The organism is Celeribacter sp. PS-C1 (genome assembly GCF_019429625.1).
Taxonomy (GTDB): Bacteria; Pseudomonadota; Alphaproteobacteria; order Rhodobacterales; family Rhodobacteraceae; genus Celeribacter.
Genome location: NZ_JAHXRW010000016.1, coordinates 1 through 15,141 on the forward strand (window position 1 = coordinate 1; position 15,141 = coordinate 15,141).

At 57.6% G+C, this 15,141-nt stretch carries 14 protein-coding genes; 8 read left to right on the forward strand and 6 right to left on the reverse strand.

All coding sequences use genetic code 11. The features are described from left to right. The 3 genes from J5Y17_RS17295 to J5Y17_RS17305 form a co-directional block, all read left to right on the forward strand. Nucleotides 1–215 (forward strand): hypothetical protein (locus J5Y17_RS17295; protein ID WP_219787027.1); only part of this gene is annotated, 215 nt, incomplete at its 5' end. A gap of 243 nt (nucleotides 216–458) precedes the next feature. Continuing rightward, the gene (locus J5Y17_RS17300) at nucleotides 459–719 is read left to right on the forward strand and encodes a pyocin activator PrtN family protein (RefSeq protein WP_219787029.1); all 261 of its coding nucleotides are present in this window, start codon (nucleotides 459–461) and stop codon (nucleotides 717–719) included. A 7-nt stretch (nucleotides 720–726) separates the two neighbouring features. Further along, nucleotides 727–996, forward strand: coding sequence for a pyocin activator PrtN family protein (locus J5Y17_RS17305; RefSeq protein ID WP_219787031.1), 270 nt, complete (start codon nucleotides 727–729; stop codon nucleotides 994–996). Nucleotides 997–1,313: 317 nt separating this feature from the next. Here the strand turns inward: J5Y17_RS17305 and J5Y17_RS17310 are convergent, their stop codons facing one another. The 6 genes from J5Y17_RS17310 to betI all read right to left on the reverse strand — a co-directional run bounded on the left by J5Y17_RS17310 (nucleotide 1,314) and on the right by betI (nucleotide 9,601). Continuing rightward, on the reverse strand, nucleotides 1,314–3,110 hold the full coding sequence (locus tag J5Y17_RS17310; RefSeq protein ID WP_219787033.1) for an SUMF1/EgtB/PvdO family nonheme iron enzyme: 1,797 nt from the start codon (nucleotides 3,108–3,110) through the stop codon (nucleotides 1,314–1,316). Nucleotides 3,111–3,636: 526 nt separating this feature from the next. Further along, nucleotides 3,637–4,167 carry a flavin reductase gene (locus J5Y17_RS17315; protein ID WP_219787035.1) on the reverse strand — a complete coding sequence of 177 codons (531 nt, stop codon included), beginning with the start codon at nucleotides 4,165–4,167 and terminating at the stop codon, nucleotides 3,637–3,639. Between the two features lie 170 nt (nucleotides 4,168–4,337). Further along, nucleotides 4,338–5,987 carry a choline dehydrogenase gene (gene betA, locus J5Y17_RS17320; RefSeq protein ID WP_219787042.1) on the reverse strand — a complete coding sequence of 550 codons (1,650 nt, stop codon included), beginning with the start codon at nucleotides 5,985–5,987 and terminating at the stop codon, nucleotides 4,338–4,340. Between the two features lie 12 nt (nucleotides 5,988–5,999). Beyond that, nucleotides 6,000–7,463 (reverse strand): betaine-aldehyde dehydrogenase, encoded by a 1,464-nt coding sequence (gene betB, locus J5Y17_RS17325; protein WP_219787050.1) that lies wholly within the window; start codon nucleotides 7,461–7,463, stop codon nucleotides 6,000–6,002. 23 nt (nucleotides 7,464–7,486) lie between these two features. Then, complete coding sequence (gene betC / locus J5Y17_RS17330) at nucleotides 7,487–9,001, reverse strand: choline-sulfatase (RefSeq protein ID WP_219787052.1); 1,515 nt, start codon at nucleotides 8,999–9,001, stop codon at nucleotides 7,487–7,489. Nucleotides 9,002–9,013: 12 nt separating this feature from the next. After that, nucleotides 9,014–9,601, reverse strand: coding sequence for a transcriptional regulator BetI (gene betI / locus J5Y17_RS17335; protein WP_219787054.1), 588 nt, complete (start codon nucleotides 9,599–9,601; stop codon nucleotides 9,014–9,016). 81 nt (nucleotides 9,602–9,682) lie between these two features. Here betI and choX point away from each other — a divergent pair, with 81 nt between their 5' ends. From choX to J5Y17_RS17360, 5 genes are all read left to right on the forward strand, one after another. After that, nucleotides 9,683–10,612: a choline ABC transporter substrate-binding protein gene (choX, locus tag J5Y17_RS17340; RefSeq protein WP_219787064.1), complete on the forward strand. Its 930-nt coding sequence runs from the start codon at nucleotides 9,683–9,685 to the stop codon at nucleotides 10,610–10,612. 82 nt (nucleotides 10,613–10,694) lie between these two features. Then, nucleotides 10,695–11,528: a choline ABC transporter permease subunit gene (gene choW, locus J5Y17_RS17345; protein WP_219787066.1), complete on the forward strand. Its 834-nt coding sequence runs from the start codon at nucleotides 10,695–10,697 to the stop codon at nucleotides 11,526–11,528. Next, nucleotides 11,525–12,547: a choline ABC transporter ATP-binding protein gene (gene choV / locus J5Y17_RS17350; protein ID WP_219787068.1), complete on the forward strand. Its 1,023-nt coding sequence runs from the start codon at nucleotides 11,525–11,527 to the stop codon at nucleotides 12,545–12,547. Before choW ends, choV begins: the two co-directional genes overlap by 4 nt. Nucleotides 12,548–12,859: 312 nt before the next feature. Continuing rightward, complete coding sequence (locus J5Y17_RS17355) at nucleotides 12,860–13,957, forward strand: ABC transporter ATP-binding protein (protein WP_370628997.1); 1,098 nt, start codon at nucleotides 12,860–12,862, stop codon at nucleotides 13,955–13,957. Between the two features lie 86 nt (nucleotides 13,958–14,043). After that, nucleotides 14,044–15,141, forward strand: coding sequence for an extracellular solute-binding protein (locus J5Y17_RS17360; RefSeq protein WP_219787072.1), 1,098 nt, complete (start codon nucleotides 14,044–14,046; stop codon nucleotides 15,139–15,141).

Below are 15,141 nucleotides of genomic sequence, written 5' to 3' on the forward strand. Positions count from 1 at the left end.
GCGACGAAATCCGGCGAGAGCTCAATGAGATCAAGCCCGGTTTTGGAGATGGCGCGATGCTCAGGGATACCAGCGAGGACTTTGGGATGTCGGATAGGATGGCGCAACTCTCGCATCTGATCGAAATCTTTAAAGCGTTTCGGCGCGCGTTGCGGGAAGCCCGGGATCATGTGCTCGCGTCGCGGACGGCCGAGCAACTGCTCGAAGAGCGGTAGGATAGAGGTCCCAAACGAAACTATTCGATCCCCGGGAACGCTCGGGGATCGTGTTATTAAAAAGCGATATCCAAGCAGAGCAATACATCACTCAAAGCCATAAAAAATATGGATTCAAACCCTATAAAAAATTTCTTCCGCGAAAACCTATTTGAGCCATTTCCTCAAAACCGTCGCCATGGGGGGCGGTTTTCGCAAGCCAGGCAGCCAAACCGAAAAGGCTGTCAATCAAGAGGAAATCAAATGAACACGGCGATCATGATGATGGCAATGTATAACGCCAAAGCAATTATCGACACTGAAACCGTCGCGCGCGATTGGTTCAAACTTTCTGTCGGGAAGTTCCACGAAAAAATCCGAGCTGGGGAAATTCGGCTTCCACTGGTTCTCATGGAGGAAGAAAGTCAGAAATGCGCCAAGGGTGTCCACCTAATCGATTTGGCAGACTACGTTGATGCCAGACGCGCTGCCGCCGAAAAAGAACTGACGCTGATGGCAGGGTGAAGTCTACATGACAACTTTGATGCTGCTTTTAGCCCGCCATGATGGGCGCGAGGAAATCCCGTTCTCCCAAATGGCGCGAGAGTACTTTGGGCAGGAACCAGAAGCTCTTGAACGAAAAATCAAACGGGGGGCGATTCAAATCGGCCTACCACCTGAAGGTCTGAAATATCTACGGTCAAGTAACGTGCCCTTAACCCTCTTGGCCAGGTACATCCAAGACCGGCGTTCAGCAGCGATGATCAAGATGGATGACTACGCAACGGACGTCTCATCATAAACGGCACCTGACCAACTTTGACTGTGAGGACGCGACATCTCCTCAACCGACAGAGGGCACAGACGGGGGCACCGATGCCCCCGCCCCTTTCAATACTACTTGCCTTTACCGCCACCGGCAGGGCCATTTGACCGTCCACCGCCAGATGGATTTCCTGTCGTGCTCGGCCATCCGCCACCGTTTCCTTGACCTTTGCTCATTGTCTCGTCTCCATGTTTGAGTTGTTCTAAATAATCGGTTGTGAATTGTTCAGATTTTGGAAGTGATTGGGCGTCGGAATGCTCTGTGCCAGAACAATTCCCGCCGCGCTCATTCGTTCATTCAAGCTCATAAACAAGCCTGAACCCGATACGCCAAGACTTGTATGCACCAGTTGAGTCCGGTGCCATCCGATCCCGCGTTGCAGACACCCTGTTTTCCCACCGTGGAGCGGAGCGATCACCGTCTTCCCCAAACGTCGCCGAGTAAGCCTCGAGATGAAGAGGAACCACATTCATAGACCCAAGGTGTTTGGTGTTGATCGCAGCCCCTTTGGGCAGCAACCATTCCCCAATATCAATGGATCTTAAGAATTTGACGTTATCTTTGGTTTCACACCAGGGTAAATCTGGATCGGGACACTTGTATGTGGTCCCGAACCAACCGTGCATGGGACTGGTTTCCCCTCTTACAACGACCCGTTGATCCGCTGAGTAAATATCGGCCATCTGCTCTGTATATAGATTCGACTGAAATTCTTCGGTGATCGCAAGCCACTCGTCCTCCGTAGGAAGTCGCACGGGTAAATTTCTTTTTTTGCTCATCGTGGCAGCGAAAGCAGAGGCATCATACCAAGTAACTGACGCAGGAGCCGTCCCAATGTCATCCTCCTGATTACATTGCTGCCAATCTTCCTGGTCGGGAGCTTTAGGGCGATACTCTGCATACAAATCGTTTTCTTGGATCATGAAATCGCGGAACCGAGAAATTGAAATCAAATCTGAGACCGCCAGAAACTTGTCGCCAACGCGGACCCTCTTAAAGCCATCGACCAATGCCGCCTTCTTAGATGGCGCCTTGTAGCGACCATTCTTCAGCAGATAGGCACGCAGGATTTCGTCTTTCCCCGGATAGTTTCTTGCTTGCCCACCCTGAGCGTAGAACGCAATCTCCGCTTCGTGCATATCCCATTCCCGCCAGCCATCGTATTCGAAGTAACACCAGCGCTGGAAATGATAATGATCATCCGACTTTGGAACATCGGCGTTTTTCAAAAAGGGCAGATGAACGTTGTGATCAAACCTTCCCTTCCGCAGGCGTGGGAAAACAAAATCATAACCTCCGTTCTGATCGCGCAGAAACACCAAACGCTCGTTGAACGGAATGATATCGACCCATCCTTTGTCGATCTTGGAAATGAGCCGAGAGAGAATGCGCCCCGCGCCCAGGGTTGCCTTTTGCTCCGATAAGATTTCCCCCGACGTCATCGAACTTGGGAAATAAAGCTGCGAAACAAATTCGCGTGTTTCCTGCTCACCTGCGAAGGTCAGAAGTTGATCACCCAGCAAGTTTTCAAGTTCTATACACCCGTGAAACGAGAGGCTATCTTCCTCATTATGAATGACCCATTGCGCGGGAGGATCACGCCGAGCAAGATCCACCTCAAAATCGTGACCAAGAGCTTGGTGACTGAAAAGATTCACGACAGTGAAACCCGGCAAATGCAGAGCCTCTGTCAGCAGGTCGTACCAATCGACCCCTACCCCGGTAAAAACACGCAATGGCCTCTCACGCTCCGAATGAAAGAGCCGGTCTGAAATCCGTTGCAAATCTATTCGAATAGGACGGTCAAAAATTTCAGGGTTGTAAAGGCCAGGTTGCTGCAGACCATTTCTTGCCATGAAATCTTCAACTTCACTCTCATAACCTTTTTTGTAACCCGCAAACCCACCTTGGAAGCCAAGTTCTTTGCAGATGAAATTGAGGGCTGTTGTGTGTTTGATGTCTTCCCGGTCGCGCACCAAACGGCGGGCGGACCCGCGCAGATAGTCGGGTTTGACATCCGTCAGTTCTGCAATATGGAATTCTTTATACGGAAGGTATTTTACAACACATTTACTTGATGATTTAGTCATCTTTTGCTTCTCCACTGTTCGGTGGAATAGCAGAACAATGTAGGCACAGCTGACGCTGTCGATCTCTTTGTCACCTACACCGAACTTCGTAAATGCCACTGGCCGATCAAGCCGTGACTCAGCAAGTAGGATGATCCAGCGGCTTTGTCAACCTATGCGAGCAGATCAAATTTGTGGTAACTCAACCCAGCATTTGCACCTGAAACGTATTCGCTATTTGGTACAACGCAGATCAATCAAAGAGAATGAAACGATACAGATCAATCAAAGAGAATGAAACGATACAGTGCTAAAATCGGTGCTACAGAAACACACAACGCGTCCAAAGCCCAATGAAACAAAGGCTTTCAAGAAGTACCCTTCCCATCCATCATCGGGGCGACGGACAGGCGGGCGGCCTGCTCTAAATTCAGGGGCAAACGGCTCATTTCGGGGCTTTCAGACAGATCTCGGGTGCAGCCGGTCGGATAACATTGCGCCCCTCAGATGCCAAGTCTCTTTGCTTTCACCCCTCGGGGGGAGCCACTCAGCTTTCTAGGGCGTGGAATTTGCGCGCGTAATAGACGGAGGCACGCGGGTGTTCGGCCCTCGTCACGTTCACCACTTCGCAGAACAGCACCGCATGTGTGCCGATCTCCTGGCGGGCCGTGACTTGGCAATCAAAACTGACCGAAGCACCTTTGAGGCACGGTGCGCCGGTGACGCCCGCGCTCCAATCTTCCTCGACAAAACGATCTTCCACCGGGAGTTTGCCGCCGAAATCCATCGCAAGCGCATCCAGATCGGGACCAACCGTGTTCACACAGATAGCCGTGTTCTCGAGAAAGGAATGCGCCACGGAGCTGTTCAAATTCACGCAGACCAAAAGCGTCGGCGGCGTGTCGGTCACGGAACACACAGCCGTCGCGGTGAACCCCGCCCGGCCCGCAGGCCCGTCGGTGGTCACGATGTTCACCGCCCCCGCCAGATGCGCCATGCCATCGCGAAACGCCTCGCGCGAGACATGCGGAAGCGACGCCGAGGCCTGATCCGAATTTGAACTCTTCACGTCCGCCATGAAAGCGCAACTCCTCTTCTTGCCTGCGCAGACATATATGGCATCACCGGGGCGCGACCAGTGCGAAACGCAGCGCAAACAGGCTCAACCAGCATCCCGGCCGAGTGTCAAGCAGCCCCCGAATGACCGAACGCAGTCACGAAGAGTCATATCACAGTTTTCACGACGTTCTAACGCTGAGCGCTCTCCCATCTCGGGCTGATCCAGGCTTCGGCGTTCGAGGCCGGCAAAGGCGTTTTGCCCAGAATGTGATCCGAGGCTTTTTCGCCCGACATGATCGACGGCGCGTTGAGGTTGCCGTTGGTGATCTGCGGAAAGATCGAACTGTCGGCGAGGCGTAGCCCTTCGACCCCAATTACGCGGTTTTCCGGGTCCACGACGGCCATCGGATCATCCGCGCGCCCCATACGACAGGTGCCGCAGGGATGATAGGCGCTTTCCACATGCTCTTTGATGAACCCGTTCAGCTCTTCGTCGCTTTGGACCCCGGCTCCCGGTTGGATTTCGTGTTTTACGTAGGGCTTGAATGCGTCCTGTGCAAAGATTTCGCGCGTGAGACGGATACAGGTCCGGAAGTCCTCCCAATCCTTCTCCTGCGACATGTAGTTGAACAGAATTTTCGGCGCCTCACGCGGGTCTTTCGAGCGTAGCGTCACCTCGCCGCGCGAGGGTGAGCGCATCGGGCCGACATGGGCTTGGAACCCGTGGCCTTCGGCCGCGGCCTGCCCGTCATATCGCACCGCAATGGGCAGGAAATGATATTGAATATCAGGGTATTCGACACCGGCCTTTGAGCGGATAAAAGCGGCACTCTCGAACTGGTTCGACGCGCCGAGACCCTGTTTCGTAAACAGCCATTGCGCGCCGATGAGAGCTTTGGAAATCAGGTTCCAATGCTTATAGAGCGTGATCGGCTGAGAGGCCGCCATTTGCAGGTAAAGCTCAAGGTGATCTTGCAGGTTCTTGCCCACGCCACGGCGGTCGGCTTTGACCTCGATCCCCAATGCGGCCAGCTCGTCCGCCGGGCCAACACCCGACTGCAAAAGGATTTTCGGCGAGTTGATCGAGCCCGCCGAGAGCACCACTTCGCGTCGGGCCTTGATCACCCGACCATCGACCAGACGCACGCCGGTGGCACGGCCCTCTTCGATCTCGATGCGGTCCACAAGCCCGTGCACCAGATCGCAATTCTCGCGTTTCAACGCCGGTTTCAGATAGGCATTGGCGGCGGACCAACGGCGGCCTTTCCAGACCGTCTGCTCCATCGGGCCAAAGCCCTCTTGTTTCTCGCCGTTATAGTCGCCGGTGACCTCATAGCCCGCCTGCGCGCCCGCATCGACAAAGGCCTGAAACAGCGGGTTGTCACGGGGACCACGCGTCACATGCAAAGGCCCGTCGGTCCCACGCCAGCTCGGATCGCCGCCATGACCACCGTCATGCCAGGTCTCCATGCGTTTGTAATAGGGCAGCACATCTTTATAGGCCCAGCCATCCGCGCCCATCTCCGCCCATGTATCGAAATCGCGCGCGTGGCCGCGCACATAGACCATGCCGTTGATCGAGGACGAGCCGCCGATCACCTTGCCGCGCGGCGTGGCGAGGCGGCGCCCGTCCAGATACGGCTCGGGTTCGGATTGATACCCCCAATCGTAGCGCTTCATGTTCATCGGATAGGACAGCGCGGCAGGCATCTGAATGAGAGGCCCCGCATCCGTGCCGCCGTGTTCGATGACCAGAACCGAGGCGCCGCTTTCGGCCAGACGATAGGTCATGGCCGAGCCTGCGCTGCCCGCGCCGATGATGACAAAATCTGCTTCCATAACGTGTTCCTCTCAGAAGGCGGCTTCGACCGGAGAGAGGCCGACATAGACGGATTTAACTTCGGAATAATGCTCAATGGCGGCATGCGCGTTTTCGCGCCCGACGCCGGAGGCTTTGACACCGCCAAAGGGCATCTCGATGGGCGTCAGGTTGTAAGCGTTGATCCAGCAGGTGCCCGCCTCGAACCCTTTGACCACCCGATGCGCGCGGGTCAGGTCCGAGGTGAACACACCTGCGGCAAGCCCGAATTCGGTGTCATTGGCACGCGCCATGACTTCCTCTTCGGTCTCGAACGGCAGAACGGACATCACCGGGCCGAAAATCTCTTCGCGCGCGATGGCCATGTCGTCGGTGACGTCGGAGAAGACGGTGGGTTCGATGTACAAACCACCCATCTCATGGGCCTTGCCACCGGTGATCAGGGTCGCGCCCTCCTCAATCCCCTTCTCGATATAGCGAAGCGTGATGTCGAGCTGGCCTTGCGACACCATCGGGCCGAAATTCGTCGTCTCATCCATCGGGTCGCCGATCACCGCGCGCTCGGTACGGGTTTTGAGCCGCGCGAGGAAATGCGGCAGGATGCCCTTTTGCACAAAGACCCGCGTACCGTTGGAGCAAATCTGGCCGGAGGAGTAGAAATTGCCATTGATCGCGGCAGAAATCGCGTCCTCGATGCTTGCGTCGTCGAAGATGATCAGGGGGGATTTGCCGCCCAATTCCATTGTGACATGCTTCATGCCCGCCGCCGCCGCCGCGTAGACCTTGCGGCCCGTCGGCACGGAACCGGTGAGCGAGACTTTCGCGACACGTTTGTCCTCGACCAGCGCGGCGCCCACGTCTCCGTAGCCCTGAACCACGTTGAACACGCCGTCCGGCAGACCCGCTTCGGAGAGGATTTCCGCCAGTTTCAACGCTCCCAAAGGCGTCGTCTCAGAGGGTTTGAACACCATCGTGTTGCCACAGGCCAGCGCAGGCGCGGCCTTCCAACAGGCGATCTGGGTCGGGTAGTTCCATGCGCCAAGGCCTACGCAGACCCCCAGAGGCTCGCGGATCGTATAGGCGAAATCCGCGCCCAACTGGATATGTTCGCCGGTCAGCCCCGCCGCGATCGACCCGAAATATTCGAGGCAATCGGCGCCGGAGGCGGCGTCGGCAATCAGCGTTTCCTGCAAAGGCTTGCCGGTGTCATAGGTCTCCATGACGGACAGCTCATGATTGCGGGTGCGGATGATCTCGGCGGCGCGGCGCAGGATGCGGCCACGTTCCGAGCCGGTCATCGCGGCCCAACCGGCACGCGCGGCATCGGCGGCAGCGAGAGCTTGATCCACGATGCTGGGCGTCGCGGAATGAAGTTCCGCGATCACCTCACCCGTCGCCGGATAGGTGGAATTGAGCGCTGCGCCGTCACTGTCTTCGACGTAACGGCCATTGATGAAATGGCTGGCTTTGGGTTGTTGGATGGGGGAGGTTGTCATCACTTCAGTCCTTTTAGCCAAAGTCATTCGCCACGCGGGAAGCGCGCGATGTCTTCGACGACATTCAAATCCATGTGGTTGCGCATGTAGCGCTCGGAGGCTTTTTGCAGCGGCTGGTAATCCCATGGGAAATAGTCGCCGTTGCGGAGCGCCTCATAGACGATCCAGCGGCGCGCCTGGCTTTCGCGAACCTGCGCATCGAAGAGGTCCAGATCCCAACGCGCGTCCGCCATGGCTCTGAGCCGCGTCAAAGTGTCGGCATGGGCCGGATCAGAGGCCAGATCACTCAACTCATGCGGGTCGTTTTCCACATTGAACAATTGCTCGGGATCGAGCGCGCAGCGGGTGTATTTATAGGCCCCATCCCGCAAAGCGACGAGCGGCGCATAAGACGCCTCTGCCGCATATTCCATGGCGACAGGGGCCGCGCGCATCTCGCCCTTGGCCAGTGGAATGAGGCTTTCGCCATCGGTCCAAGGCATGACATCCGCCATCGACACGCCTGCGATGTCGCAAAGTGTCGGCGTGACGTCGATGGTCGACACCGGTGTCTCGATCAGGCCCGGCGCGAGATCGGGAGAGGCGATCATCAAAGGCACCCGCGCAGAACCTTCATAGAAGTTCATTTTGAACCACAGCCCCCGTTCACCCAGCATATCGCCATGGTCGGAGACAAAGAGGATCACCGCGTCTTGGCGCGTGGCCTCCAGCGTGTCGAGGATGCCGCCGATCTTGTCATCAAGATAGGAGATATTGGCAAAATACGCCCGGCGCGATTTGCGGATGTCCTCTTCCGTGATGTCGAAATTGCGCCAATCGTTGGCGTCGAAAATCCGCTTGGCGTGGGGATCATGATCTTCGTAGGCCATCGCCGGAACCTCCGGCGAGAGGTGCTCGCAATCCTCGTAGAGGCCCCAGTATTTCTGCCGCGCCACATAGGGATCATGCGGATGGGTGAAGCTCACCGTCAGGCACCAAGGACGGTCATCCTTGCCACGCGACAAATCCTGAAGTTTGCGGGTGGCGTGATAGGCGACCTCGTCGTCATATTCCATCTGGTTGGTAATCTCGGCCACGCCCGCGCCGGTCACCGAGCCCATGTTGTGATACCACCAGTCGATGCGCTCGCCCGGTTTGCGGTAATCCGGGGTCCAGCCGAAATCGGCGGGATAGATGTCGGTGGTCAGGCGTTCTTCGAACCCGTGCAACTGATCGGGGCCGACGAAATGCATCTTGCCCGACAGGCAGGTCTGATAGCCCGCGCGGCGCAGGTGATGCGCGTAGGTCGGGATGTCGGAGGCGAATTCGGCGGCATTGTCATACACACGCGTGCGCGAGGGCAATTGCCCGGACATGAAACTCGCCCGCCCCGGCGCGCACAGGGGAGAGCCGGTGTAGCTGTTGGCAAAGCGCGTCGAGCGCGCGGCAAGGCGTTTGAGATTGGGGGCATGGAGCCAGTCGGCCGGACCATCGGGAAACAGCGTGCCGTTCAACTGGTCGACCATGAGGATGAGGATATTGGGGGATTGTGCAGTCATGTGAGTCTCCCGTCAGATGCCCTGCTCTTTCGGCAGGTGCAGGTTGAGATAATCGAGCACGATGGCTTCCGGATGCTCCGGGCGGTCGCGTTCGTCGCAAAGCACGAAACGAATGTAGGCGCCGTCGATCAGCGCCGCGATTCCCTCGGCCACCATCGGAGCCTCAGAGGGAATCACCTGCCGCAATTCGGCCAGGAGATTCGACCGTAACCGGCGATGATAGACCCGCAAGAGGCGCGAAACTTCGCCTGATCTTTGGGCATAAACATAAAAATTAAGCCAGGCACCGACCGTGTCCGGTTGCATGTTCATGTCGGAAAAACTGCTGCGAATGATCGTCTCAATGCGTTCTTTGGGATCAGTTTTGCCTTTGAGATTTTGCCGGATCTCTTCGCCGTATTTCGTCAGGATATGACGCATTGCGGCAATGAACATATTGGTTTTGCTACCAAAATAGTGGTGCGCCAAAGCGCTCGACATCCCCGCCCGCTTGGCGATCTGGCTTACAGTCACCTCCATAGAGCCGGTCTGTCCGATCTCCGCGATCACCGCCTCGATCAGGGCCGTCGTGCGGATCGGTTCCATTCCTACTTTTGGCATCACTCTCTCTTTCTGTTGTCAAACCAGACTCAACACGTTTTGATTAACTCATCAATCAAAATAAAACAGGGACCACCTCAGATGCTCAGAACAACCGCTCTCGCGACCATTCTTGCAGCCACCCAATTCAGCGCACTTGCGGCCTATGCCGAAACACCCTGCGACGCCGTGTCCTTCTCCGATGTGGGCTGGACCGACATCACCACCACCACCTCCATCGCCAAACAGATCCTCGAACCTCTGGGCTATGACGTGGATGTCTCCGTGCTCTCCGTACCGGTGACCTTCGCGTCGCTCTCTGGCGGCGACACCGACATTTTCCTCGGCAACTGGATGCCGGCACAGGCCGGCGCCGTGCAGCCCTACCTCGACGACGGCACCATCGTGATTGCGCACGAAAACCTGCAAGGCACCGTCTACACCCTCGCCGTCCCGGCCTATACCTATGAGAAAGGCCTGAAAGATTTCGCCGACATCGCCAAATTCGCCGATGAACTGGACGAGACCATCTACGGCATCGAGCCGGGCAACGAAGGCAACGACTACCTGATCGGTCTGACCGAGGCGAACACCCACGGTCTGGGCGAGTTCGACGTCAAGGAAAGCTCCGAGCAAGGCATGCTGAGCCAGGTGCGCCGTGCGTATGACAAAGGTGAAGACGTGGTCTTCCTCGGCTGGGCACCGCATCCGATGAACGTCAACTTCGATCTGAAATACCTCACCGGCGGCGAAGAGTTCTTTGGCGGCGTGGGCGTCGTGAATACGCTGACCCGCGCGGGTTTCTCCGAAGAATGCCCCAATGTCGGCAAGCTTCTGACCAACCTCGACTTCACCGTCTCCATGGAAAGCGAGATCATGGGCGCGATCCTCAATGACGGCGAAGATGCCGATGACGCGGTCAAAGCCTATGTCGCAGCCCACCCCGAGATTCTCGATCCGTGGCTCGAAGGCGTGACCACCACGGCGGGCGAGCCGGGTCTTCCGGCTGTGAAAGCGGCGTTCGGTCTCTGATCAAACACGGCCCGGGGGCGCACACCCTCGGGCCTTTCGTTTTGAGACCTACCGCCAAGACTCCCAGAAGATCGGAAACGCAATGAGCTGGATCACAGATTATAAAATCCCGGTCGGAGAGGTCGCCGCCGACTTTTTCGACTGGATGCAACACCACGGAGGCTGGTTCTTCGACGCGCTCTCCGCCGCGCTCGAATGGATGATCGATGCCGTTCTGTGGGTGCTGCAAACCCCGCCGCCGCTGGTGGTCATCGCCGTCTTTGTGGCAGGCACATGGGCGCTGCAACGCAATTGGAAAGCCTGCTTGCTCGTGGCTCTCGGGTTTCTGTTCATCCTCAACCAAGACTATTGGGAAGAAGCGACCGAAAGCCTCACGCTCGTTGTCGCCTCCTGTGTCGTCTGTATGGCGCTTGGCGTGCCCATTGGCATCTATGCCGCGCGACGCCCCGGATTTTACCGCGTGCTGCGACCGATCCTTGATCTGATGCAAACGCTGCCGACCTTCGTGTATCTGATCCCCGCGATCGTGTTTTTCGGCATCGGCATGGTCCCGGGCCTTTTGGCCACTGTGGTCTTTGTGCTGCCCGCGCCGATCCGTCTGACGCATCTCGGCATCAGCTCCACCCCGCCCGCTTTGCTCGAAGCCGTTCAAGCCTTTGGCGGCACCTCGCGGCAGTTGCTGTGGAAGGTCGAACTGCCCTTCGCCCTGCCGCAGATCATGGCTGGCCTCAACCAGACCATCATGCTGTCGCTCTCCATGGTCGTGGTTGCCGCCCTCGTGGGTGCCGATGGTCTCGGCGTGCCGGTGGTGCGCGCACTCAATCAGGTGAACACCGCTTTGGGCTTTGAAAGTGGCTTTGTCATCGTCGTGCTGGCCATCATGCTGGACCGTGTCTTGAGGATTGAACGCAAATGACCGCTGTGATTTTTGACAATGTTTCCATCGTCTTTGGAAACAAACCTGAGACCGCCCTGCCCCTTATGGACCAAGGCAAGGAACGCTCTGAGGTGCAGGAGGCCACCAGCCAGGTGCTCGGCGTGCACAACTGTTCACTTGAAGTGCAAGAGGGTGAAATCCTCGTCCTGATGGGCCTGTCCGGCTCGGGAAAATCAACACTTCTGCGCGCGGTCAACGGGCTAAACCCCGTGGTGCGCGGCGAGGTGAAGATTAGCGACGGCAACGGCATGGCCAGCGTGACACATGCCGACGCCAAAGGCCTGCGTGCTCTACGTCAGAGCCGGGTCGCGATGGTGTTCCAGCAATTCGGCCTCCTGCCCTGGCGCACCGTGCGTGAGAATGTCGGACTTGGCCTTGAGCTCGCTCATGTCCCGCCAGACGTCCGCGCGAAAAAGGTCGACGCCCAACTCAGCCTCGTGAACCTGACCGACTGGGCCGAGAACAAGGTCTCGGAACTTTCGGGCGGTATGCAGCAACGTGTGGGCCTCGCCCGCGCCTTTGCCGCCGATGCGCCGATCTTGTTGATGGACGAGCCGTTCTCCGCGCTTGATCCCTTGATCCGCAACCACTTGCAGGACGAATTGCTCGAACTGCAACGCAAGCTCAAACGCACGATCATTTTCGTGAGCCACGACCTTGATGAGGCGTTCAAACTGGGCGACCGGATCGCGATCATGAAGGGCGGGCGCATCGTGCAATGCGGCACACCCAAGGACATCTTCGAGAACCCCGCCGACGATTACGTCGAGGAATTCGTCAACCATATGAACCCCTTGGGCGTCCTGACGGCGGGCGATGTGATGGAAGAGGCCAAGGGCGACCATGTCGAAACCGTGGAAGCCTCCGTGCCGGTGATCCATCTCATGGCCCGTCTGGCGGAGATGGACACACCTCTGGGCGTGATGCAGGACGGGGCGCTGATCGGTCAGGCCTCGCGCGCCTCTTTGCTCAAGGAATTGGCGAAAAAATCGAACTAAAACCACGCCCCTCGCGGGGATCAAAACCGCGAGGGGCCTCTACCCGCCTGTGCGGCACCGCATGCAGCAAACAATTTTGCTACGTTTCAAAGAAATTTTTTGCATCTTTCGGAAAGGATCCTCGAAATTTTCTTTGGACAGCGGCGCCAAAACACGCAAGTATGATCAAAAATCAACCAACCTCGAATGGGTGGCTCAATTCTAAAGGGAGTGCGGTAGACATTCTCGCAAGGGCTGCTTTTCTAAAAGAACAACGGGGACGGCCCAGACGTCGAAAAGATGCAGAGGCCAAAAAACAGGGACGTAAACACTGTGCTTGATCAAGGCTCAGACGCCTTTGTCGTGTTCGACAAGGTGCAAAAAAGTTATGACGGACAGACGCTTGTCGTCAAAGACCTCAACCTCTCAATTGGCAAGGGCGAATTTCTGACCATGCTCGGGCCGTCTGGCTCTGGCAAGACCACCTGCCTGATGATGCTCGCGGGCTTCGAGACCGCCACCCATGGCGATATTCTGCTCGACGGTCAGGGCATCAACAACATCCCGCCGCACAAACGCGGCATCGGCATGGTGTTCCAGAACTACGCGCTTTTCCCGCATATGACGGTGGCCGAAAACCTCGCCTTCCCTCTCGAAGTGCGCAAACTCGGCAAATCCGACCGCGAGGCCAAGGTCAAACGCGCGCTCGACATGGTGCAGATGGGCGATTTCGCCAACCGCCGTCCGGCACAATTGTCCGGCGGTCAGCAGCAGCGGATCGCGTTGGCCCGCGCGCTGGTGTTCGAACCGGAACTCGTTTTGATGGACGAACCTCTGGGCGCGCTCGACAAACAGCTGCGCGAACACATGCAGTTCGAGATCACCCGTCTGGCGCATGAGTTGGGCATCACCACGGTCTACGTCACCCACGACCAGACCGAGGCGCTGACCATGTCCGACCGCGTCGCCGTCTTTAACGACGGACGCATCCAGCAACTCGATCCGCCTGACACGCTTTATGAAGAGCCGAAGAACAGCTTCGTCGCGCAATTCATCGGCGAAAACAATTCCTTGGAAGGCACGGTGAAAGAGCTGAACAACGACACTGCCGTGGTTCAACTCGACGATGGCGGGTTGATCGACTGTAAACCTGTGAACGTCAACAAAGTCGGCGACCGCACCAAGGTCTCGATCCGCCCCGAGCGCGTTGAATACCGGTCGGAACGCTTTCAAGAGGGCGCGCATCTGCTCAAGGCCGAGGTTCTGGAGTTCATCTACATGGGCGATGTGTTCCGCACCCGTCTGCGTGTCGCAGGGCGCGACGATTTCATCATGAAATGCCGCAACGCCCCTGACCAGATCCGGTTGAAACCCGGTGAAACGGTCAACATCGGCTGGATGCCCGAAGATTGCCGCGCGCTGGACGCCTGAGCGTAGCGCGTCGGCCAATTTACCCGTCAAAACGGCGGGTAACATAACCATAAAAACACCAACTAAAGACCAACTTGGAGAGTTACATGAAACTGACGACCCTTGCCGCCGCCTTGTCCGCGACTGCACTCACCCTGCCCGCCTTTGCCGCGGATATGACCATCGTGTCCTGGGGCGGCGCCTATCAGTCCAGCCAGCAAAAGGCCTACACCGAGCCCTATGCCGAGATGAACCCCGACTTCAACGCGATCTGGGACGAAAGCTCCGGCGAGGCCGTGGCAAAACTGCGCGCTATGGACGAAGCGGGCAATGTGACCTGGGATCTGGTCGACGTCGAAGGCCCGGACGCCGTGCGTCTCTGTGACGAAGGCCTCGCGCTCGAGGTTGATGTCGACGAAATTCTGGCGCCGGGCGATGACGGCTCCGCCCCCTCCGACGACTTCGGTCCGTCTTTGATCAGCGAATGCTTCATCCCGCAGATCGTGTTCTCCACCACCTTCGGCTATCGCACCGACGTCGAAGCATGGGGCGACAGCAAACCCGAGGACCTCTGTGCGGTCTTCGATCTGGAGACCTTCCCCGGCAAACGCGCTCTGCAAAAGAGCCCCAAGAAGAACCTCGAATGGGCGCTCCTGTGTGACGGCGTCGAACAAGATGCGCTCTATGACGTGCTGGACGAGGACGGCGGCGTGGAACGTGCGCTGGCCAAACTCGACACCATCAAGGACGAGGTTGTCTGGTGGTCCGCAGGCGCCGAAACCCCGCAGCTTCTGGCGGACGGCGAAGTTGTGATCGGTTCCACTTACAATGGCCGCCTTTTCTCCGTGATCGAAGAACAGGACCAGCCGGTCGCGATGCTCTGGGACTACCAAGTGTTTGACTTTGACGGTTGGGTGATCCCGGCGAACCTTCCGGCAGAGCGTGAAGCCGCTGTGATGGAATTCGTGAAATACGCCACCGACACGCAACGTCTGGCGGATCAGGCGAAATACATCTCCTACGGTCCGGCCCGTGCGTCTTCGCAGCCGCTCGTTGGCCAACACGCCGAACTGGGTATCGAGATGGCGCCGCATATGCCGACCAATCCGGAGAACGCACAGCGCTTCCTCGTGAATAACCTCGACTGGTGGGCCGACAACCAGGACGACGCCGAAGCCAAGTTCCAAGCCTGGCTTGCGCAATAA